Origin of the sequence: Thalassobellus citreus (assembly GCF_044385915.1) — a bacterium.
Lineage (GTDB): Bacteria > Bacteroidota > Bacteroidia > Flavobacteriales > Flavobacteriaceae > Thalassobellus > Thalassobellus citreus.
The window spans coordinates 355,410-378,998 of the sequence record NZ_JBISCC010000127.1 but is presented as its reverse complement, the minus strand read 5'-3'; the positions used below and the strand labels follow the sequence as shown (position 1 = coordinate 378,998).

Below are 23,589 nucleotides of genomic sequence, written 5' to 3'. Positions count from 1 at the left end.
TTCCGCCTTCGCGGAAATTACCAAAATTGATATTTTAGAAATACCCTTGTTGTTTACGTTTCTCCATGGCTGCTTCAGATCGTTTATCATCAATACGCGCACCACGTTCTGAAATCGTAGAATCTCTAATCTCTTCTACAACTTTAGATATTGTTGAAGCATCTGACAACACCGCTGCTGTACAACTCATATCTCCCACAGTTCTAAAACGAACCATTTCTTCAATAACTTCTTCATGGTCATCTCTATAAACAACCTCATCTTCAGCAGACCAAATCATGCCATCTCTTAAGAATACTTTACGTTTATGAGCGAAGTAAATTGAAGGTATTTCAATAGTTTCTCTTTCTATATAAGACCAAACATCTAATTCTGTCCAGTTTGAAATTGGAAACACACGTACATTTTGTCCATGTTCTATATCGCCATTCAACATATCAAATAACTCTGGACGTTGATTTTTTTCATCCCATTGTCCAAAATCATCACGTACTGAAAAAATACGTTCTTTTGCTCTTGCCTTTTCTTCATCGCGACGAGCACCACCAATACATGCATCAAATTTAAATTCTTCAATAGCATCAAGAAGCGTTGTTGTTTGCAACATATTTCTACTTGCATAACGACCAGATTCTTCTTTTACTTTTCCTTCATCAATAGAATCTTGAACATTACGAACAATTAATTCTAAACCTAATTCTTTACATAAACGATCTCTAAATTCAATCGTTTCAGGAAAGTTATGCCCTGTATCAATATGCATTAATGGAAAAGGCACTTTTGCTGGATAAAATGCTTTTACAGCTAATCTTACCAAAGTAATAGAATCTTTTCCTCCTGAAAATAACAACACTGGTTTTTCAAACTGTGCTGCAACCTCTCTCATAATGTATATAGCTTCGTTTTCAAGCGAATTTATATGTGATGTATCTTTGTTCATAATCTTATTTTAATTTCCGCGAAAGCGAAAACAGTTTTCTTTATTATATTCTTTTAAGCATGTAATCCACACTCTCTATTTTCTAATGCTTTTGTTGGATCGAAATATTTAAACTCGTTTGGCAAGTTGTTTTCTTCTAAATACGTATCAAGTTTTTCATCTCCCCAAAAGTAAAACGGACTTACTTTTAAAACACCATCTTTACTTAAACTAAAAATACCAATACTATTTCTAAAAGCTGTTTGCCCTTGACGTAAATTTGTGAACCAAACTTTAGGCTTATGCTCATCCATAGCGCGTTTAAAAGGCTCTAACTTTACTTGTTCTGTAAATAAAGCATGCTCTGGAGCATCTACACTTGGTATTCCCATAACTACATCTCTATGAGATGATGTTTGTTTTGGCACATACAAAAACACATTCAAGTCTAAATCTTTAATAACTTGCTCTGCATGTCTATATGTTTGTGGTGTATTATAACCTGTATCGCACCAAATTACAGCTGTTTTAGCTTTTACAGAATTAACAGCATGTAAAATTGCTGCTTCGTAAGGTCTAAAATTTGTAGTAACTACCGCTTCATTGCTAAGTTCGAACGCTTTCTGAATAATTTCTGAAGGTGACGCTTTTTCAAAGCTTTTATTTAATTCGTCTATTTGTTTTTCTGTAAACATCTCTTTCTATATCTTATTTACCCCATTTAACAATATTCCAAGCGCGCTCATGGAAAAAATACAAAATCAGTTTTGTTATAAAATCTACAGAAGCAATAGAAGCAGCAAGTGTAATATCTTGTGCCAAAACAAAAGAAACTGCTAAGGTATCTAAAGTACCTACAACTCTCCAACTAAGTGCTTTTGCTACACTTCTGATTGGTTTTTCACCAACGCTATCCTCTTTATAAGTAGACTTTTCTTTATTTTTTAATAACATTTGCGCTATCATTTGTCGTTGTATTATATTAATCCTACCGATTTAGTAGGGATTACAAATGTAAAACATTTTATAACATAAAAAATATATTTAACAACTTTTTAGAATAATGGAATATTTTTAGGATAAACCGAAGAAAACAAATTAAAAAATGAGTTTATTTTGAGAAATTAGCAACTTTTATGTAGCAGACAAATCGGCTAGCGTCGTGTTTCTAAAGACCTTAAGTGTACTATCTCTTACTTGTATCATGAGTTTATTAACACTACAAAGGTTTTCATTTGGGCAATCGTCGCACTTTTCATAAAAATTTAAACTCACACAAGGCACCATAGCAATAGGACCTTCAAGAACGCGCATGACATCGGTCATTAAAATTTCAGAAGGATCATTTCTTAAATAATAACCACCATGCTTTCCTTTTTTAGAACCTAAAACACCTGACTTTCTTAAGGTAAGTAATATACTTTCTAAAAACTTTTGTGGTATTTGTTCGCTTTTAGCAATCTCGCCAACCTGCACAGGAGCATCTCCTTCGCTTCTCGCAATAAATGTAAGTGCTTTTAATCCGTATTTTGTTTTTTTAGATAGCATTCTGCTAATATATAATTATTTTAATTATATCCACTCCATAAGGACCTCAGACATAATAACACAATTTCCTTTTAATAAAACTCTATTATTCTCTATCAATTCACAGGAAACTATACCGCCTCGTTTTGATGCTTGATAACCAACAACCCTTTTTTTATTTAATTTTTCGCCCCACAAATTGGCTAAATAACAATGCGCCGACCCTGTTACAGGATCTTCATTAATCCCCATTGCTGGTCCAAAAAAACGAGATACGAAATCGTATTCCTTGGACTTTGCAGTAATAACAAACATCTTTTTAGTATGCTTTAGCAAAAGATTTAAATTGGGTTTCAAATTATAAACAGAACTTTCATCATTTAACTGAACAATACACCAATCGTTATCTTCATAAATAGCCAAAGGTTTTTCATTTAAAAAGGCTTCAATAATATCGTCCTTTTCATTGATAGGCTCTAAGTTCCCTAGCGGGAAATTCATTATTAATTCTTCGCCCTGCTTTTCAACTTTTAAAAGTCCGCTTTTGGTTTCAAATTCAAGAACAGACGCTTTAACATCATATTTATCGAATAAAATTTTAGCTGTTGCTAACGTAGCGTGTCCGCAAAGATCGACTTCATTTGTTGGTGTAAACCATCTTAAGTTATACCTGCCATTTTCTGGGTATACAAAAGCGGTTTCAGCTAAATTCATTTCCTGAGCGATATCAATATAATCTTCTACAGGAAGTGCTTTTTCTAAAACACAAACCGCTGCAGGGTTTCCTTTAAAAGGCGTCTCTGTAAAAGCATCTACTGTAAAAAGTCTCATGATGTTAGATACTTAAAGCTTGCTCCAAATCTTGAATAATATCATCTACATGCTCTAAACCAACAGACACTCTAACCAAGCCATCAGTAATATTAACTGCTAATCGGCTTTCTTCTCCTAAACTATGATGTGTAGTTGATGCTGGGTGTGTTACAATAGTTCTAGTATCTCCTAAGTTAGCCGATAGCGAACACATTTTAATAGCGTTTAAAAACTTACGACCTGCTTCTACCCCGCCTTTTACTTCAAAAGCAACAATATTACCTCCTAGTTTCATTTGTTTTTTAGCCACTTCATATTGCGGATGTGATTTTAAAAATGGATATTTCACCCAATTTACATTCGCATGAGATTCTAAAAACTCAGCGACTTTTAAAGCGTTTTCACAATGCTTATCAACTCTAACCGATAATGTTTCTAAACTTTTAGAAAGCGTCCAAGCATTAAATGGTGATAATGCTGGCCCTGTATTTCTGGCGAATAAATAAATTTCTCTAATTAAATCTGCACGACCAACCGTTACACCTCCTAGAACACGACCTTGTCCATCCATTAATTTGGTTGCAGAATGTACTACCAAATGCGCACCATACTTTATAGGTTGTTGTAAATAAGGAGTTGCAAAACAGTTATCTATAATTAAAATTAAATTATGTTTTTTAGCAATATCTCCTAATAATTCTAAATCGATAATATCGATTGCTGGATTTGTTGGAGACTCCGCGTATAAAATCTTTGTTTGAGGTGTAATAAAACTTTCAATAGTTTCTGGTTCGTTAATATCAAAATAACTGGTAGTGATACCCCATTTTGGTAAAAACTTAGTAAACATAGTATGTGTTGAACCAAAAACCGAACGTGCTGACACTATATGATCGCCACTTTCTAACAATGCTGCAAAGGTTGAAAAAATAGCAGCCATTCCTGTTGCAAAGGCATAACCCGTTTCAGCTCCTTCCATTTTACATACCTTTTCTACAAATTCGCTTGTATTTGGGTTTGTAAAACGACTGTAAATATTACGTTCTTTTTCTTCTGTAAACGAAGCACGCATATCTTCGGCATCTTCAAAGACAAAACTAGATGTTAAGTATAACGGACTAGTATGCTCTAAGGATTGGGTACGCTCTAATTGAGTACGGATTGCTTCTGTTTCGAAATTTTTATTCTTATTACTCATTTTTATTTTATATAGATTCCCGCCTGAACGGGAATGACAAATCTAATTTAATTAATATGCTTAGACAACCTTAAAATATCGCCAAAAACACCTCTTGCAGTTACTTCTGCTCCTGCACCTGCTCCTTGAATAACGATAGGTTGCTCGCCATACGATTCTGTAAATATTTCAAAAATAGCATCAGAACCTTTTACATGCCCTAACGTACTATCTTCTGGAATAGATACTAATTTAACTTCTAGATTCCCTTTGTCTTGTGATAAATCGCCAGACAAATCGCCAACATATCTTAATACATGACCCGCTTCTTGATTGTCTTTTATTTTCTGAAACTCATCATCTAAAACATCTAATTGTTTTAAAAATTCAGCAACTGAAATATCTCTATACGCTTCAGGAATTAAATTCTGAACCGATACATCTTCAAATTCATTATGCAAATCTAACTCTCTTGCTAAAATTAACAATTTTCTAGCAACATCATTTCCTGAAAAATCTTCTCTTGGATCGGGTTCAGTAAAACCTTTATCAATTGTTTCCTGCACAATAGCACTAAACGGTTTGTCTTGAACAGAAAAATTATTAAACAAATAACTTAGAGTTCCTGAAAACACACCACGAATTCTAGTAATGTTTTCACCCGATTCGTGTAATAACTTAATCGTATCAATTAATGGTAAACCTGCACCAACTGTGGTTTCGTATAAATATTCTTTATTATTTTCTTTTAATTGCTCTCGTAAATCTGTGTAAAATTGATGAGAAACGGTATTCGCTATTTTATTAGAAGACACTAAATCGAAACCAGCTTCAACAAACGGCACATAATTATCATGAAAATTAGGACTTGCTGTATTATCTACCGCAATTAAATTTTCTAAATGATTTGTTTTTGCAAATTCGATTACAGCTTCAACAGAACTTTCAAAAGATGATGCTAGTATAGCTTCATTCCAATTATTATCAACGCCTTTTTTATTTAAAAGTAGTTTTTTAGAATTCGCTATAGCAAACACATTTAAATTAACACCTTTTCGTTTTTCAATATCGTCTTTCGACTTTAATATTTGATTTATCAGTGCGCCTCCAACACCTCCGTGTCCGAAAATGGCAATGTTTATCTTTTTTGAAATACCAAAAATCTCACCATGAATCACATTCATTGCTTTATGAAGCTGACTCTTCTTAACAACCAAACTCACATTTTTACCTGTAATGGTATTATTAAATAATAACGGTGTTATTTGATTTTTAATTAGCGCATTGAAAGGTTTGTGGAATGAACTTAATTCAATACCAATAATAGAAATAACCGATACATCGTCAATAACTCCAATTTGATTGACATCTTGCGAATAAAAATCGTTTTCAAATTCACGCTCTAAAGCAATAACAGCTTGTGTTGCCTGATCTGCATCAATAATTAAACCTATACCTCTTTCTGAAGACCCTTGAGAAATAATGCTTACACTAATATCTTTACTTGCCAAAGCACCAAAAATTCTAGCATCTACACCACTTTTACCTAATAAGCCACGACCTTCTAAATTTAGCAACGCCACATTATCTAAAACCGATAAAGAGGTTACTTCTTTAGCATTTGGTTTCGCTGTTATTAACGTACCTTCATCATCAGCATTAAACGTATTTAAAATACGTAGACTGATATTTTTTTCAACTAAAGGAATGATGGTTTTAGCATGTAAAATAGTGGCTCCGAAGTTAGCCAATTCATTAGCTTCACTAAATGACATTTCTCTTATCTTTTTAGCATCTTCAACTAAATCAGGATTAGCTGTATAAATACCATTTACATGCGTATAATTCTGTAATTCTTCGGCATCTAAATAATTTGCTAAAAGCGCTGCTGTATAATTACTCCCGTTTCTACCTAAAGTAGTGGTTTCATTTTTAGAGTTTGATGCAATAAAACCTGTTACTACATTTACAAAATCGCTCCCTTTCTCTTTATAATAACTTTTTACATTATCTTTTGATGCTTGCTGAATAGGTTGCGCATTACCAAAAGCATCATTCGTTTTTATTAATTCTCTAGAATCAACCGCAGCTGTTTTAATGTTTAAATTATTTAATAAAGCTGAAATGAGTTTTGCCGATAACAATTCGCCTTGAGCCAAAATTTCATCTTTTACTTTACTACTATAATCGCCTAATAAACTAACACCTTCAAACAACTTATCTAAAATTGAAAATTCTGTTGAAAAATCAATCGTTTTTAAAGGTTCTATTTGATAAGCCTTAAAAGCCTCTAACTCGTCTTTATATGATTTTCCTGTTTTAGCTTTCTCTAAAATAGATTCTAAATCATCGGTCGCAGAACCTCTTGCAGAAACTACAACTGTTATTTTTTCGCCTTCATTAATCTTATTTTCAATAATTGAAATCACGGTATTTAATCCGTTTCCGTTTGCTAAAGATTTTCCTCCAAACTTTATTACTTTCATGCGTCTTTTTTTAGAATTTGGCACAAAAATGCCTTCTATTATTTTTTCTAATTGATCGTACTCCATTAAAAAGGCATCATGCCCATGTACCGAATTTATTTCATTATACGTAACATTCGGATTTGTTACTGCCAATTGTTTATGTGTTTGCCTATTTTCTTCTGCTGTAAAAAACAAATCGGAATCGACTCCTATAATATGAATGTTACCGTGAATGTTTTCCAATACATTAAAATCGGTTGGTCTGTTTTTAGTAACATCAATAGATTTTAAAAGCTGATTCATTAACTTATAAGCCGATAATTGAAAGCGCTCTTGTAATTTTTTACCATGATGCAACAACCAACTTTCAACATTAAAAATCTCTAATTCATCATTTTTTGTACGCTGAAAACGCTCGTTAAACGATTCTGGTGTGCGGTAACACAACATAGCATGCATTCTGGCATCATGCACAGGGTTTCTAGAATTTAACAGAAATTGTTCTTGAATTTGACAGTTTGCAATCAACCAATCGGTAGACTTCCAATCGGTAGCTACTAATATTAAATGTTCCGTAATATCGGGGCTTAACACTGCCATTTCCCAAGCAATTCCACCGCCTAAAGACCCTCCTAAAATAGCAAAGGTTGATTCTATATTTAGTTCCTTTAAACCTATTAAAAACAGGTTAGCAATATCTCTAGCTACAAAATCTTTGTAATTTTCAATTACAAAACCATCAAAACCATTTCCTGGAATATTAAAAGCCAAAACCGTATACATTTCGGTATCGATAACCTTATCTTTTCCAACAACGTCTTTCCACCAGCCTTTTTCTCCTGCAACTTCGCTATTTCCTGTTAAAGCATGATTTACTAAAACTACTGGTGCTGTACCTATAGGCTTACCAAAAACTTGGTAACTTAATTTTATTTCAGAATTAAGCACTTTGCTTTCTGTAATAAAATCTTTTATAATAATATGTTGTAATGGATGCTTCAATCTTTTTGTTTTTATTTAACGCCTACAAGGTATTAAAAACCTTGTAGGCCTATTTTTTTATTTAAATTGTTTTAAAAGCTTCTATTAAATCGGCTTTTAAATCTTCTATATCTTCAATTCCAACCGATAGACGAATTAAATCTCCAGAAACACCAGCCGAAGCCTGTTGTGCTTCATCTAATTGTTGGTGTGTTGTACTTGCAGGATGAATTATAAGTGATTTTGTATCACCAATATTTGCTAATAGAGAAAATAACTTGGTATTATCTGCTATTTTTTTAGCTGCTTCAAAACCGCCTTTATGCCCAAAAGTTACAATACCACTTTGTCCGTTTGGCAAATATTTATCGGCTAATGCTTTGTATTTACTACTTTCTAAACCAGGATAGTTTACCCATGCAATCTCCTCTTGAGATTCTAACCATTTTGCTAATTCTAAAGCATTTGCACTGTGTTGCTTAATTCTAACTGGTAAAGTCTCTAAACCTTGAATGATGTTGAATGCATTGGTTGGACTAATAGCACCTCCAAAATCTCTTAATCCTTCAAGAATTAATTTGAATGTGTAAGACGCTGCTCCTAAAACTTCGTGATATTTTAATCCGTGGTAACCTGCTGATGGCTCTGTAAACTCTGGAAACTTACCGTTTGCCCAATTAAAAGTTCCTGCATCTATAATGGCACCTCCTAACGATGTTCCTTGTCCGCCAATATATTTTGTTAACGAGTGAATTACAATATTTGCCCCATGCTCAATTGGATTTAATAAAGCTGGTGTTGCCACTGTATTATCTACAATAAAAGGTACTTCTGCTGCTTTAGAATGTGCTGCAATAGCTTCTAAATCTAAAACATCTAGTTTAGGATTCCCTAAAGATTCTACAAAAAAGGCTCTGGTATTATCTTGTACAGCATCTGCAAAATTATCTGGATTTGAAGCATCTACAAAGGTTGTTGTAATACCAAATCTTGGTAAAGTTACGTTTAATAAATTATACGTACCTCCATATAAACTACTTGATGCTACAATATGATCGCCTGCTTTTAACAAAGTTAATAAACCTGTTGATATTGCTGCGGTTCCTGAAGCAAAAACTACTGCTCCAATACCGCCTTCTAAAGCCGCAAGACGGTCTTGTAGAATTTGATTTGTTGGATTGTTTAATCGGGTGTAAATAAAACCTAATTCTTGTAATGAGAATAGATTTGCAGCATGATCTGAATTATTAAAAACATACGATGTTGTTTGATAAATTGGAACCGCTCGCGTTCCTCCGTTTGCTTTAACATCATGACCTGCATGTAATGCGTTTGTTGCTAGTTTTTGTGTGCTCATTTTTCTAATTTTTTAGTTAATAGATTAATTAAAAAAGTCAAATGCATCAAAATTTGATGTACTTAATAGAAAAATGTTATAAAGAATTTAAAATTACAGACATGTAATTTCGTTTTGGTTATCTATCCAACACCAATAAATGAATTGGTAATTAAGTAGAATTTAGCACCTTCTTTAATAAATTTAAAGGGTTGCTAAGGTTTCATAGGGTCTATCCCTCCGCCTTTCTTGATAACATCTCAGTAAGTGTTTGAACTTTGTGAGTGCAAATATTGCGTTAGAAAAAGTTAATATCCAAATTTTTTGATGGAAATTTTGTTTTTTGTTGACATTAATGGGTAAACATTAGCTTCAAAACACCTTACTAGCTACAAAGCAACTCGCGTAAGGGATTGATGCGGCATCCTTTTGTTTTTTTTAAAGTATTGCCTAAACTTTTAAAAGTATGGTTTATGTTATTAATAGATTCCTGCCTGCGCAGGAATGACAAAAAACGAAAGATATAGCGGAAAGCCCGACCCCTTGTGGGTAACGCCCAAAATGTATTATTTACTATATTTCATATCATAAAACTTGTTTCTAATTACAAGTCCTATGGGTCTGTTTTGAATTTTAGACTCTAACCACGAAATAATATCTAAATATAGAAAGGCACGACTTTGATAGGGATCGTCCTCGAATGTTTTTAGCTTTTTATGAAGCTTAATAAATTCATTTTTAACCTCATTTGGATAAATATCGCCCAGACCTCGTAAAAACTTGATGAATTCTTTTTGTACTTCGTACAAATCTTCCATTTTAATTAAAAACTTATAGGTGCTTTTAATTAGTACGTCTAGATTATAATCTAAACCGGCTTCGTAATGCGCCACAAGGTTTAATATTCTTGAAAAACACAATAAATCTTCGCGCATTTGCAAGGACTTATTGCTTATAATTTTTTCTAAATAATAAATACATTTTTTGTTTTCGCCAGCTCCAAAATACATACTCGCCATCTTATAATAAAACACCATAACATGATGCTCGTCAATACGATTTTTATAGCTTTTTAAACGTTCTAAAACCTCATCTATTAATGGTAAGCCTTCTTCAAAACTACCTTCGATAAAATGTAAATTAAATTTATTATTGTAAATGAATAAGAATGCTAAACTTTCGTTATTATCATCAAGTGGAAACCATGATTCTTTTGTAACCTCTTCTAATCTGCTAAGTGAATCTTTAAACTTCTCGTGTTGTTTTAAGTAAAATAAAGATTCTAACAAATAATGATTCCCTCTTAAAAAAAAGACTGGATTTAAAATAATCATATCTTTATTTTCATAGAACAAATCGGTCCATTTTGAAGCATACTTGTAGCATGACAAAAAATCGACTGTTAAAAAACTATACCATAATCTGGCTTTATAAAGCCATAATTTTTCTCTAAGCCCCAGTTTATTAATATCATATTTTGGAAGCCTATCGTTAAAATATTTTGTTACAACTTGATGTTCTTCGTCGTTTTTGATGTATCCTGTTTTTAAAAACAGTCCATATAATTGTAACGATAAATTAGATAGCTTACTTGCCAATACGTTTTGCTGACTCAGCTCTTTGGCTTGTATAGAAAGCTCGTCGGCTCTCGTACTAAGGCTTCTAGTAATATATTGCGATTCAATAACTTTTTCGAGCTCTACTATTTCATAAGCCACATTTTTTTCTTCATTTGCAATGGCTAAATTTTTGGCTTTATCTAAAATTTTTAAACTTTGTTTATACAATCCTTTATGATATAGAATGGTTGCAAAGTCTAATTGTTCTCTTATTTGAATCCTTACTGTTTGATGCGAAGGGTTTAATCGTAAACTAATTAAAATTTGTTTATACAGATGTGCTTTTAAATTTGATAGCTGTTGTTTTTTAACAATTCCCTTTTTTAAAATGGTAGCTTCATCATAAACCGAAAGCTTATCAAGAATATTAAATAGCGTTAAAAATTTTGAGTCTTCATTAACCCCTAATCTTCCTACATAAAGCTTAAATTGTCTCTTTTCAGATTTAGACAACGACTTTATTAACACAAACAAATTATCTTTTTGCTCTCTTGTCATAGTTACAAAAACAATGTTAAAATATTGATTTTCAATAAATTAAATAAACCAACTCAAAGTTAAACATCGTAATAATTATGAGTTGAATTCTCTAATTAATAAACCAAAATATACATTCGTAACACAATAAGAAAATATATTTTAACAAATGTCTGATAATAAAGTCCAAATTTTCGATACAACGCTTCGTGATGGCGAGCAAGTTCCAGGTTGTAAACTTAATACTGAACAGAAATTAATTATTGCTGAACAGCTAGATAATTTAGGCGTGGATATCATTGAAGCAGGTTTCCCTGTATCAAGTCCTGGCGATTTCAAATCTGTTGAAGCTATTTCTAAAATTGTAAAGCATGCTACAGTTTGCGGATTAACACGTTCTGTAGAAAACGATATAAAAGTAGCTGCTGAAGCATTAAAATATGCTAAAATACCTAGAATCCATACAGGTATTGGAACTTCTGATTCTCATATAAAATTTAAATTTAAATCGACGCAAGAAGATGTTTTAGAACGTGCAGTTAAAGCTGTAAGTTACGCTAAGTCTTTTGTTGAAGATGTTGAGTTTTATGCAGAAGATGCAGGAAGAACTGATAACGAATATTTAGCTCGTGTTTGCGAAGCTGTTATAAAAGCAGGTGCTACGGTTTTAAATATTCCTGATACTACAGGATATTGTTTGCCTCATGAATATGGTGCAAAAATTAAATATTTAAAAGAAAACGTAAAAGGCATTGATAAAGCTATTTTATCTTGTCATTGTCATAACGATTTAGGATTGGCTACAGCTAACTCTATAGAAGGTGTTATTAACGGCGCTCGTCAAATAGAATGTACTATTAATGGTATTGGAGAACGCGCAGGAAATACAGCTTTAGAAGAAGTTGTAATGATTTTAAAACAACATCCTTATCTTAATTTAGATACTAGTATTCAAACTGAAATGCTTTATGGTATTAGTCAGTTAGTATCTGATAGTATGGGTATTTATACGCAACCAAACAAAGCTATTGTTGGTGCTAATGCCTTTGCTCATAGTTCTGGAATACATCAAGATGGTGTTATTAAAAATCGTGAAACTTACGAAATTATAGACCCTAAAGATGTTGGAGTAACCGAATCTGCTATTGTATTAACTGCAAGAAGCGGTAGAGCTGCGTTAGCATATAGAGCTAAAAATGTAGGGTACGAACTTACAAAACTTCAGCTAGACGAAATTTATGTAAACTTTCTAGATTATGCTGATAAGAAAAAGGAAGTTCTAGACGACGACATTCATAAAATAATAGAAAACAGCAAGTTATACAAAGAAATAGTTTCCTCTTAATCGAATAAATTTCATTAGTTTAAACTAATATCTTATATTTTATAATTACTTTTCCGTTTAAGGAAACTAAATCAATTTAAATGAAACTAAATATTGCCGTTTTACCTGGTGATGGTATTGGTCCAGAAGTTACAGCTCAAGCCGTTAAGGTTTTGAAAGCTATTGCTATGGAGTTTAACCACGTATTTACTTTCGATTACGGATTAGTAGGTGCTTCTGCTATAGACAAAACAGGTAATCCATTACCAGAAGAAACTATTAACACTTGTGAAAACGCTGACGCCATTTTATTTGGTGCCATTGGAAACACAAAATACGATATAGATCCTAATACTACCATAAGACCCGAACAAGGTCTTTTAGGTCTTAGAAAAACACTTGATTTATATACAAATATTAGACCTGTTATAGCTTACGAAGATTTACTAAACAAATCTTCTTTAAAGAAAGCCCAAATTAAAGACACCAATATTCTTATTTACAGAGAATTAACAAGTGGCATTTATTTTGGTGAAAAACAATTAAGTGACGACGGTAATACAGCTTCTGATATCTGTAAATATACGCGTCATGAAATAGAGCGTATTGCGCATTTAGCATTTCAGGCAGCTCAATCTAGAAGACGTAAATTAACTTTAGTTGATAAAGCTAATGTGTTAGAAAGTTCGCGTCTTTGGCGCAGAATAGTTCAAGAATTAGCACCTCAATATCCAGATGTTGAAATCGTTTATATGTATATTGATAATGCGGCTATGGAGCTTATTATTAACCCAAGACAATTTGATGTTATTTTAACCGAAAATATGTTTGGTGATATCCTTTCTGAAGAAGCCAGTGTTATTGTTGGCTCTATAGGTTTATTAGCATCGGCATCTATAGGAAAAGATCATGCTATGTTTGAGCCTATTCACGGTGCTTACACCAAAGCAGCTAATAAAGGTATTGCTAATCCTATAGCTTCTATTTTATCGGCAGCCATGTTATTAGAACATTTTGGATTAGATGATGAAGCAGCCTTAGTACGTGAAGCGGTAGACAAATCGTTAAAACTACATATTACCACACCCGACTTAAATACCAAATACGATAATATAACAACCACCAAAGTTGGCGATTTTATTGAAGATTTTATAAATAATCCCGATGAAACCAACTTAAACTTTACCAACATACATTTAGGACAGTCCACAATTATTTAATTATTTGAGTTAGTCACAAAAACAAAAAATATTGGGATTTCTTTAAAGCGCATTGTAACCGATGCGCTTTTTTAATGCTTTTATTTATTTGGGCGTTACCCCGAAAAAGGGGTCAGGCTTTCCATTACAATCTTTTTGTTCGTACCTCTCAAAAAGGATTTTCATTGCAATCCTTAACGCGGAAAAGGAGAATTGAGGAATTCAATTTATAGTATTATATAAGAAAAGAAGTAATTACTTAATATTCTTTCAATTTCTCATTAATAAAAGAGTTAAAGTCTTTTCTATCAATATTAAATAGGCCTTCAATGGTTTTAATTAATTCTTCATCAGATTTACCACTATCCAATATTTCATATAACACATTATTTTCATCAGCCAAACTACAGAGTAGTGCTCCAACAGAATATTTTATGGAAGAAACATTTCCTATAACTGTATATTTCTTTTTGTTGTCTAACAAATATTCTAATAAATCAATTTTATTATTGCCTAAGTATTCTTTTAAAATCCTGATATGATGTAAATAATCCAATTCCATTGATCCTCCAAGATAAGTAGCGAAACCTTCATCGATTATTGAATTAATATTTTTGAAATACTTATGAGTATAAAGATGTACTAATTCGTGAGGGTAATATTCTGAATTATTACCCGAAAAAATCAATTCATGTTCTGGAAAAGTTTCGCCTCCATTTTGATTATTAAAAAACATTGAATCTTCATAATCAAAACCTCTTATTTTCTTATAATCATAAACAGAATTACAACTTATATAAGTATAATTAATCTTATCAAAGTTAAATTTGGAAATTAAATTATTTTCAAATTCAATTTGCTTTTGTACTTCAGTTTGATTTAACTTTTTGTTTGGAGGAAAGATATATTTTATGTTTTCAATATTTTTCTCATTCCACTCTTTAAGATTTTCAGTAATTACATTTTCAAATTTAAAATCTCCATCATTTTCTCTAAAAGCATAAAAATTATAAATAACATTTAAAGAATTGAATTCTTCAGGCTTACCCATTACAGCTATTTTAACTAAATATTTATCCTCTTCTTTTTTTTGTATAGACATTATAGTTGGAATATACTCAGGATACCAATCTACAATTGAGAACCATAAATCATCATATGCATATTTAAATATTAAAGTATCCGATTTCTTCCAATATTGTCCATACTCAAATAATTTACTTGAACTTATACACTTTTCAAATGTTTTAATTATTGTATCGTTTTCTTTATGGATTTCAGAAAAGGCTTTTAATGCGTAACCAACATCGTATCTTTTTTGCTGTTCAATTTTATTTTTCTCTTTACAATTGGTAAATATTATGAGAACAAAAAAGAAAAAATATTTCATCAATTTTATAATTTATATTGGTCAGCGAAACTATAATGATATAAAATCGTTTTAATATTTCATATCAGACGTTAAATAAAATTAGTTGAGTTTTTTAGAAATCAATCTAATTCCCTACTCAGGAAACTTATCTCTAATCTTATCTAAACATAAATTATGGATACTACCAACATGTGTATGATGTTTAGACGTATCAGGAACATAGGTACCGTCTTGTACTTGTCCGCCAATTTTTTGGTAAGCTTCTCTAAAACTTTGCCCTTCTACAACCAAAGTGTTTATATTATCTACCGTAAATAAGTATTTATACAAATCGCTATTTACATCAATATCTTTCACAATAATTTGCTGAATAGAATAATTAAAAATATCTAGAATGTCTTTTATTTCCTCAAAAGCAGCAATCATATTTTCTTTTAATAACTGAAAATCTCTGTGGTAGCCACTTGGCAAGTTATTCGTTATAAGAATCATTTCACTTTGTAAGGCTTGTATTTTATTACACTTACCTCTAATAAGCTCAAACACATCAGGATTCTTTTTGTGTGGCATAATGCTACTTCCTGTTGTTAACTCATCTGGAAATGTAATAAATCCAAAATTCTGACTCATGTACAAACAAGTATCCATAGCAAACCGCGCCATAGTATTACACAAACCACCTAAAGCAGCTGCAATAGTACGTTCATTTTTACCACGTCCCATTTGTGCCGCAACCACATTGTATTTTAAGGTTGCAAAGTCCATTTCTTTGGTTGTTAATTCTCTATCTATTGGGAATGAACTTCCGTAACCAGCTGCAGAACCTAAAGGATTTTGATCTACTGTTTTAATGGCTGCATCTAATAAATACACATCGTCTATCATAAGCTCTGCATAGGCAGAAAACCACAACCCGAACGATGATGGCATAGCTACTTGTAAGTGTGTATAACCTGGTAAGACTTTATCTTTATAAGTATCGGCTAAATCTAAAAGCGTATTGAAAAAAGTTTGTGTTTTGCTTTTTACAATGTTTAAATTCTCCTTGTAATAGAGATTAAGCGCTACTAAAACTTGATCGTTTCTAGAACGTGCCGTGTGGATTTTTTTACCAACATCGCCTAAGGTTTTGGTAAGCTCAAATTCTATTTTTGAGTGTACGTCTTCAAACTGAGGATCGATAACAAACGTGCCGTTTTCAATTTGTTCCTCTAAAGTTTTTAATCCGCCTAATAACTCCACCAATTCTTCAACTGAAAGAATGCCTATTTTTTGAAGCATTTTAGCATGTGCTTTAGATGCAATTACATCGTACTTTGCTATATGAATATCAATTTCTCTATCGTTTCCAACGGTGAATTGTTCTATTTTTTTATCGATTGATATGCCTTTGTCCCAGAGTTTCATACTTTATACTTTTTTCATTTCCGCGAAAGCGGGAATCTTTTAAATCTTAACTTTTATTTTTATAGATTCCTGCCTTCGCAGGAATGACAGAGCTATTTAAACAATTACCCTATTCAACAATTCCACATAAATCTTAATACCTTCTTCAATCTCATTCACATAAATAAACTCATTTGCCGAATGCGAACGTGTGCTATCTCCTGGTCCTAATTTTAAACTCGGACAAGACAACACGGCTTGATCTGACAATGTTGGTGAACCATAGGTTGTTCTTCCCATAGCAATTCCAGCTTTTACTAAATCGTGATCTAAAGGGATGGATGATGAATTTAAACGCAAACTACGTGGTTTTATACTTGTAACAGGTGCATTTTCTTGTAAAAAGGCAGCTATTTCGGCATTAGTATAAGCATCATTAACACGAACATCAATCACCAAATCTACATGACCTGGCACCACATTATGTTGTGAACCTGCACTAATTTGTGTTACAGTTAACTTCACATCGCCTAAAGCTTCTGATCCTTTTTCAAACTTTAAATCTTTAAACCACTGTAAAGCTTCAATACTATTATAAATGGCGTTATTATCGTTTGGATGCGCAGCGTGACTTGGTGTGCCTTCTATAACGGCTTCAAATACTACCAACCCTTTTTCGGCAACGGCAAGATTCATCAACGTGGGTTCGCCTACAATAGCAACATCAATTTTTGGAATAACAGCTAACATACTATTTAGTCCATTTGGACCGCTATTTTCTTCTTCCGCGGAAGCGACAATAACTAGATTATATTTTAAATCTTTATGATTATAAAAATAAGTGAATGTGGCCATTAAAGACACCAAACAGCCACCAGCATCATTACTTCCTAAGCCGTATAATTTACCATCTTCTACAAAGGCTTTAAACGGATCGTTAGTATAAGCACTATTTGGCTTTACGGTGTCGTGATGAGAGTTTAGCAACAATGTTGGTTTACTTACATCAAAATATTTATTAGTTGACCAAACATTATTTTTGGTTCTATTAAATGGAATGTCATACTGTGTAAACCATGCTTCAATATGCGCCGCAGTTGGTTCCTCTTCTGTTGAAAAAGACTGCGTTTCAATCAACTTTTTTAATAGTGATATCGCGTTATTTGTTAATTCCTGTAACATCCTTTATAAAGTTATGGTTGTAAAATTATCATTTTCTTGGGTTAACATAGAAGTATTTCCCATGTTTATGCTTTTTACACCATTATTTAATGCATCAAAACAATTTTCTAACTTCGGCAACATGCCATCTGCAATAATACCTTGCTCTAATAATTCTTGATATAATGAAGCATCTATGTGTTTGATAACAGAATTTTTATCGTTTATATCTTTTAAAACACCATTTAATTCGAAACAATAATAAATAGATGTTTCATATAAATTACTCATACCTACAGCTACTTGCGATGTAATGGTATCGGCATTCGTGTTTAAAAGTTGTCCGTTACTATCGTGCGTAATGGCACAAAAAACAGGGGTAAAATCGGCTTTAATTAATTTATCTATGGAATTATGAGCCACTTTTTTAACATCTCCAACAAAACCAAAATCAATGTCTTTTACTGGTCTTTTTTCTGATGTAATACTATTAACATCTGCTCCTGTTAAACCAATAGCATCTGTATTTAAAGCCTGTAGTTTAGCAACCACATTTTTATTTACCAAACCACCGTAAACCATAGTAATAACTTCTAAAGTTTCGGCATCGGTAATGCGTCTACCATTAACCATTTTAGACTCTATACCCAATTTTGATGCGATATGAGTCGCGCGTTTTCCGCCACCATGCACCAAAATTTTATGCCCTTTTAAATTAGAAAACAGTTTTAAAAAAGCATTTAAAGACGCTTCGTCTTCAATGATGTTTCCTCCTATTTTTACTATGGATAATTTTTCCATTTAAGTTTTTATTTTGAATGGGTTTCGACTGCGCTCAACCTGACACTATTTTTTATAAATTCTCTAATATTTTCTTTAACACCAATTGTGCTGCGTATGTTCTGTTATTAGCTTGTTCTATCACTAATGAACTATCACTATCTAAAACAGCATCTTCAACAATAACATTACGTCTTACAGGTAAACAGTGCATGAATTTAGCATCACCTAATTTCTCTTTGGTTATCATCCAATTAGGATCTATATTTAGTACTTTTCCGTAATCGTCATACGAACTCCAGTTTTTCACATATACAAAATCGGCATCTTTAAAAGCTTCTTCTTGGTTGTGAATTATTGGTGTATCTCCTGTAATTTCTGAACTCAAATCATACCCTTCAGGGTTTGCAATAACAAACTCAACATCCATTTTTTGCATGGCTTGTGTAAAACTATTAGCAACAGCGTGAGGCAAAGCCTTAATATGTGGCGCCCAACTTAACACGACTTTTGGCTTCTTAGTTTTTGCATGCTCTGAAATAGTAAGCGCATCGGTTAATCCTTGTAACGGATGTCCTGTAGCACTTTCCATATTAACAATGGGTACAGATGCAAATTTTTTAAATGAATTCAACACCTGTTCACTTTCATCTTTTTCCTTATCGGTAAGCGTTGGAAACGCTCTTACCGCAATAACATCACAATATTGAGATACCACTGCTGCCGCTTCTTTAATATGCTCTGCAGTATTTCCGTTCATAACCGTACCATCTCCAAACTCAATACCCCAAGCATCTCCAGAAACATTCATAACAATTGGATTCATTCCTAAATTCAATGCTGCTTTTTGGGTACTTAAACGCGTACGCAAACTTGAATTAAAAAATAATAACCCTAGTGTTTTATTTTTTCCTAATTCAATATCACTTAACGGATTTTCTTTTAAAGCTTTTGCATCTTCAATCCATGAATTGATATTATCGATGTCGTTTATGGATGTATAATGTTTCATTCTAAATTATTTTATTTTAGTAAACGGTACTTTATTTTCAAACGCATTGGTTATAAAATCATCTTCTAAACCGTTTACAATCCAAGTTTCAATATTTGCTTTTTTTGTTACTGATGCTGCTTCAATTTTAGATTGCATACCTCCGCTACCATGTGTTGATTTTGAATTAACCACTTGATTTATTAGAGCATCAAAATCCTCAACCAATTCAATGGTTTCTGGCTTACCATTTTCCATAGAGGCTTTTGTGTAAATCCCATTGGTATTGGTTGCAATAATAAACAAATCGACTTCTAAAAGCGATGCGGTTAACGCGCCTAATTTATCATTATCTCCAAATTTGATTTCATCGGTAGCAACCGTATCATTTTCATTAATAATAGGGATGTAATTATTATTAACGAGCACATTTATAGTATTTACAATATTGGTTTTACTCTGCTCTTTTTCGAAATCTGAATACGACAACAAACACTGCGAGGTTAACAACCCATATTCTCTAAAAATTTCTTGATAAATTCGTATAAGATGTGGCTGACCAATAGACGCCAAAGCTTGTTTTACAAAAAGCTCTTTACGCTGACTTTCAAGTTTTACAAACTGTTTTGCCACAGCAATAGCCCCAGAACTCACAATAATAAACTCGTAATTATCTTGAAGTTTTGCGATTTGACTTGCTAAATCTTCAATCTTACCTCTAGAAATATTATCGGTTTCTTTGGTGAGTGTATTCGACCCTATTTTTAGTAATATGCGTTTCTTCTTCATGTTATCTTATTTGCCCATTACCATGAACGTACCATTTATTGGTTACTAAATGCTGTAAACCAATTGGTCCACGTTGATGTAATTTATCTGTACTAATGGCTAATTCGCCACCCAATCCTAATTGACCACCATCAGTAAAACGTGTGGATGCATTATGATACACAGCTGCTGTGTCAACATTTTCCATAAACGCCTTAGCTTCGGCTTCATTACTTGTTACAATAACCGATGAATGTCCGCCAGAATATTTATTTATCATAGCAATAGTATCTTGATTAGATGCAATTTCTCCGATTAAGATTTTATAATCTAAAAATTCTTGATACCAGATTTCATCTGAAGTTATAGCTTCAACACCATGAGATTTTGAAATTGCTCCATCTCCTAAAACCTGAATTTTAGAATCACTTAATTTTGAAATTAACGTGTTCACAAATTCCTCTTTATTAGGTAAATTTTCGTCAATTAAAACTTTATCTACGGCATTACAAGCTGATATTTTTGATTTTCCGTTTAAGATAACATCTAAAGCAATATCTAAATCGGCTTCCTTATGTACATACACAAAATTATTACCACGACCACTAATAATAACTGGACAAGTAGCATGCTCTTTCACAAAAGCAATTAAACGTTCGCCACCACGAGGCACTATTAAATCGACTTTCTGAGTTGGTTTTTCTAAAAAGGCTTGTGTTTCGGTTCTATTGAACTGTAAATACTCCACCCAATCTGTTGAAGCACCATGTGCTTTTAACGCTTGATGCCAAAGTTCAACAATCTTTAAATTCGATCTTAAAGACTCTTTACCTCCTTTTAACAGAATTTTATTTCCTGATTTAAAGGCAATACCTCCAGCTTCCACAGTAACATCTGGACGCGATTCATAAATAATTAACACCGTTCCAAAGGATGCTGTTTTATTATAAACCTGCATACCATTATCGTGTTTAAAACTAAAACGTTCTACACCAACAGGATCTTCTTGAGATGCTAAATGCGTAACCGATTTAATCATTTCATCTACCTTCGAATCGTCTACTTTTAAACGATCGAACATAGAAATATCATCGCCCTTATAAGCGTCTAAATCCGTTTTATTTATAGCAATTATTGCTTCTCTTTCATTTTCTAAAAGCGTTGCCATTTCAAGCAATACGGCATTTCTTGTTTCTATGGATAATAGGGTGTTCATTGTTTTTAGTCTTCAGTTTAGCTTCTTGTGTGATTTCTCCTTTCGTCGAAATGACGCAACTGCATTTCAATATTTTAAATAATTATTCTAAAACCTTTTTAAGAGCTTCAAAAAATTGATCGATATGTTCTTTTTTAATAGTTAAAGGTGGTAAAATTCTAAGTAACTTTTTGTTAGAAGCTCCACCTGTAAATATATGCTCATCATAAATGAGTTTTTTTCTAAGTTCTCCTACTTCAAAATCGAATTCTAAACCAATCATTAAACCACGTCCTTTTATATTTTTTATCTGAGGAATGCTTTTCGCCTTCTCTATTAAATATTCAGACATTGCATTTACATTATCAATCAGTTTTTCTTCTTCAATCGTATTTAAAACCGCTAAACCAGCTGCACATGCTAAATGATTACCACCAAACGTTGTTCCTAACATACCATATTTTGCTTCAATATCTGGATGAATTAAAATCCCACCAATTGGAAAACCATTCCCCATACCTTTGGCAATCGAAATAATTTCAGGCGTTACGTTATAATGTTGAAACGCAAAGAATTTCCCAGAACGTCCGTAACCCGATTGCACCTCATCAGCAATAAAATATGTATTGTTTGCTTTACACAAAGCATCTACTTGCTCAAAAAAGGCAGCAGTACCTTGATCTAAACCACCAACACCTTGAATAAACTCAACAATAACAGCACAAACATCGCCTTTTTCTAATTCGGTTTTAACACCTTCAATATCATTTAAATCTAAAATAGTAACCTCTTGTTGCGCATTAATTGGCGCTATAATGTTTTTGTTATCGGTTGCCGCTACAGCTGCCGATGTACGTCCGTGAAAGCCATTTTTAAAAGCAACAACACGCGATTTCCCTGTTTTAAACGATGCTAATTTTAAAGCATTTTCGTTTGCTTCGGCACCAGAATTACATAAAAATAATTCATAGTCTTTACAGCCAGAAAGCACTTCTATTTTATCAGCTAATTGTACTTGTAACGGATTTTGAACCGCATTAGAATAAAACCCTAAGGCTTCTACTTGTTTTGTAACTGCCTGAACATAATTAGGATGTGCATGCCCTATTGAAATCACGGCATGTCCGCCGTAAAGGTCTAAATATTCGGTTCCAGCATCGTCATAAACATGAATATCTTTTCCCGAAACTGGGGTTACATTGTATAATGGATAAACGTCAAATAATGGCATTTTAATTATTTTTTAAGTTGATTAATTTTGTCAAACGACGCTTTAATACCTTCAATTAAAGCAGAGCTTAAACCTTTTTGCTCCATAACGTTTAAACCTTCAATAGTACAACCACTTGGTGTCGTTACTCTATCTATTTCTTCCTCTGGATGCTTACCCGATGATTTTAATAAACTAGCAGCACCATAAGAGGTTTGTAAAGCTAATTCTAAAGCTACATCGGCCTCAAAACCTAACTGAACAGCGCCTTGCATAGTAGCACGTATCAAGCGCATCCAAAAAGCAGTACCACTGGCACAAATAACAGTTGCAGCTTGTATTTGCTCTTCAGGAATCACCATGGTTGTCCCTAATAAATCAAAGATACCTCTTGCTAAATCCATCTGTGCTTTTCCTTTATCATTTCCAGCTAAACAAGTCATTGATTCTCCAATAGAAATCGCCGTATTTGGCATGACACGAATAATTGTTTTACCAGCACCAATACTATTTTCAATTCTAGCAATATCTACACCAGCAGCCACAGACATCACCACATGTTTATCTGTAATTTTTGATGCTACACTTGCTAAAACAGCATCAATATGCTTAGGCTGAAGCGCAAAAATAAGAACATCACTATTTTCAACAGCTAAAGCATTCTCGTTTGTAACGGTTACATTTTCAACATCTTTATACACATCTACATGCACAGTATTTCTATCACTTAAATACAATGATGTAAACGATTTATTACTAACAAGCCCTTTTGCAATCGAGCTTCCTAAATTTCCTGTTCCTATAATCGCTATTTTCATAATAAACTCTTTTTTTATTCCCTTGAGGGAAGTAATATCAATATTATAACTCTTTAGATTTCCGTCTC

At 32.7% G+C, this 23,589-nt stretch carries 20 protein-coding genes and 1 riboswitch; of the genes, 2 read left to right on the top strand and 18 right to left on the bottom strand.

Features of this window, described 5'->3' with window-relative positions; all coding sequences use genetic code 11:
- Positions 1-34: 34 nt before the first annotated feature.
- The 9 genes from cysD to ACH5TX_RS15230 all read right to left on the bottom strand — a co-directional run bounded on the left by cysD (position 35) and on the right by ACH5TX_RS15230 (position 11,338).
- Positions 35-940 carry a sulfate adenylyltransferase subunit CysD gene (gene cysD, locus ACH5TX_RS15270; protein ID WP_439340355.1) on the bottom strand — a complete coding sequence of 302 codons (906 nt, stop codon included), beginning with the start codon at positions 938-940 and terminating at the stop codon, positions 35-37.
- 53 nt (positions 941-993) lie between these two features.
- Positions 994-1,614, bottom strand: a complete 621-nt coding sequence (locus ACH5TX_RS15265; RefSeq protein WP_439340354.1) for a phosphoadenosine phosphosulfate reductase domain-containing protein — start codon at positions 1,612-1,614, stop codon at positions 994-996.
- Between the two features lie 13 nt (positions 1,615-1,627).
- Entirely contained in the window at positions 1,628-1,885 is a 258-nt protein-coding gene (locus ACH5TX_RS15260) for a DUF2061 domain-containing protein (protein ID WP_237238496.1), read from the bottom strand.
- Positions 1,886-2,053: 168 nt separating this feature from the next.
- A complete protein-coding gene (locus ACH5TX_RS15255) occupies positions 2,054-2,467 on the bottom strand; it encodes an RrF2 family transcriptional regulator (RefSeq protein ID WP_439340353.1) in 414 nt (137 codons plus the stop codon).
- Positions 2,468-2,491: 24 nt separating this feature from the next.
- Complete coding sequence (locus ACH5TX_RS15250) at positions 2,492-3,277, bottom strand: PhzF family phenazine biosynthesis protein (RefSeq protein WP_439340352.1); 786 nt, start codon at positions 3,275-3,277, stop codon at positions 2,492-2,494.
- 4 nt (positions 3,278-3,281) lie between these two features.
- Entirely contained in the window at positions 3,282-4,457 is a 1,176-nt protein-coding gene (locus tag ACH5TX_RS15245; RefSeq protein WP_439340351.1) for a trans-sulfuration enzyme family protein, read from the bottom strand.
- A gap of 47 nt (positions 4,458-4,504) precedes the next feature.
- Positions 4,505-7,906, bottom strand: coding sequence for a bifunctional aspartate kinase/homoserine dehydrogenase I (thrA, locus tag ACH5TX_RS15240; protein WP_439340350.1), 3,402 nt, complete (start codon positions 7,904-7,906; stop codon positions 4,505-4,507).
- A 61-nt stretch (positions 7,907-7,967) separates the two neighbouring features.
- On the bottom strand, positions 7,968-9,242 hold the full coding sequence (locus ACH5TX_RS15235; RefSeq protein WP_439340349.1) for an O-acetylhomoserine aminocarboxypropyltransferase/cysteine synthase family protein: 1,275 nt from the start codon (positions 9,240-9,242) through the stop codon (positions 7,968-7,970).
- A gap of 115 nt (positions 9,243-9,357) precedes the next feature.
- A riboswitch (SAM riboswitch) is annotated at positions 9,358-9,480 on the bottom strand.
- A gap of 307 nt (positions 9,481-9,787) precedes the next feature.
- Positions 9,788-11,338: a hypothetical protein gene (locus ACH5TX_RS15230; protein WP_439340348.1), complete on the bottom strand. Its 1,551-nt coding sequence runs from the start codon at positions 11,336-11,338 to the stop codon at positions 9,788-9,790.
- A gap of 148 nt (positions 11,339-11,486) precedes the next feature.
- Between ACH5TX_RS15230 and ACH5TX_RS15225 the strand changes: the two genes are divergently transcribed.
- Both ACH5TX_RS15225 and leuB read left to right on the top strand, forming a co-directional pair.
- A complete protein-coding gene (locus tag ACH5TX_RS15225; RefSeq protein ID WP_439340347.1) occupies positions 11,487-12,662 on the top strand; it encodes a 2-isopropylmalate synthase in 1,176 nt (391 codons plus the stop codon).
- 80 nt (positions 12,663-12,742) lie between these two features.
- Positions 12,743-13,861 (top strand): 3-isopropylmalate dehydrogenase, encoded by a 1,119-nt coding sequence (gene leuB / locus ACH5TX_RS15220; protein WP_439340346.1) that lies wholly within the window; start codon positions 12,743-12,745, stop codon positions 13,859-13,861.
- Between the two features lie 238 nt (positions 13,862-14,099).
- Here the strand turns inward: leuB and ACH5TX_RS15215 are convergent, their stop codons facing one another.
- The 9 genes from ACH5TX_RS15215 to proC all read right to left on the bottom strand — a co-directional run bounded on the left by ACH5TX_RS15215 (position 14,100) and on the right by proC (position 23,521).
- Positions 14,100-15,230, bottom strand: coding sequence for a hypothetical protein (locus ACH5TX_RS15215; protein WP_439340345.1), 1,131 nt, complete (start codon positions 15,228-15,230; stop codon positions 14,100-14,102).
- A gap of 114 nt (positions 15,231-15,344) precedes the next feature.
- Positions 15,345-16,619 carry an argininosuccinate lyase gene (gene argH, locus ACH5TX_RS15210; RefSeq protein ID WP_439340344.1) on the bottom strand — a complete coding sequence of 425 codons (1,275 nt, stop codon included), beginning with the start codon at positions 16,617-16,619 and terminating at the stop codon, positions 15,345-15,347.
- 96 nt (positions 16,620-16,715) lie between these two features.
- Positions 16,716-17,780 (bottom strand): M20 family metallo-hydrolase, encoded by a 1,065-nt coding sequence (locus ACH5TX_RS15205; protein ID WP_439340343.1) that lies wholly within the window; start codon positions 17,778-17,780, stop codon positions 16,716-16,718.
- A gap of 3 nt (positions 17,781-17,783) precedes the next feature.
- Positions 17,784-18,560 (bottom strand): acetylglutamate kinase, encoded by a 777-nt coding sequence (gene argB, locus ACH5TX_RS15200; RefSeq protein ID WP_439340342.1) that lies wholly within the window; start codon positions 18,558-18,560, stop codon positions 17,784-17,786.
- 52 nt (positions 18,561-18,612) lie between these two features.
- Positions 18,613-19,551, bottom strand: a complete 939-nt coding sequence (locus tag ACH5TX_RS15195; RefSeq protein WP_439340341.1) for an N-acetylornithine carbamoyltransferase — start codon at positions 19,549-19,551, stop codon at positions 18,613-18,615.
- 6 nt (positions 19,552-19,557) lie between these two features.
- Positions 19,558-20,319 (bottom strand): glutamate 5-kinase, encoded by a 762-nt coding sequence (proB, locus tag ACH5TX_RS15190; protein WP_439340340.1) that lies wholly within the window; start codon positions 20,317-20,319, stop codon positions 19,558-19,560.
- A gap of 1 nt (position 20,320) precedes the next feature.
- Positions 20,321-21,514, bottom strand: a complete 1,194-nt coding sequence (locus tag ACH5TX_RS15185; protein WP_439340339.1) for a glutamate-5-semialdehyde dehydrogenase — start codon at positions 21,512-21,514, stop codon at positions 20,321-20,323.
- Positions 21,515-21,596: 82 nt separating this feature from the next.
- Positions 21,597-22,724 (bottom strand): aspartate aminotransferase family protein, encoded by a 1,128-nt coding sequence (locus tag ACH5TX_RS15180; RefSeq protein WP_439340338.1) that lies wholly within the window; start codon positions 22,722-22,724, stop codon positions 21,597-21,599.
- Between the two features lie 5 nt (positions 22,725-22,729).
- Positions 22,730-23,521, bottom strand: coding sequence for a pyrroline-5-carboxylate reductase (gene proC / locus ACH5TX_RS15175; RefSeq protein ID WP_439340337.1), 792 nt, complete (start codon positions 23,519-23,521; stop codon positions 22,730-22,732).
- Positions 23,522-23,589: the final 68 nt, after the last annotated feature.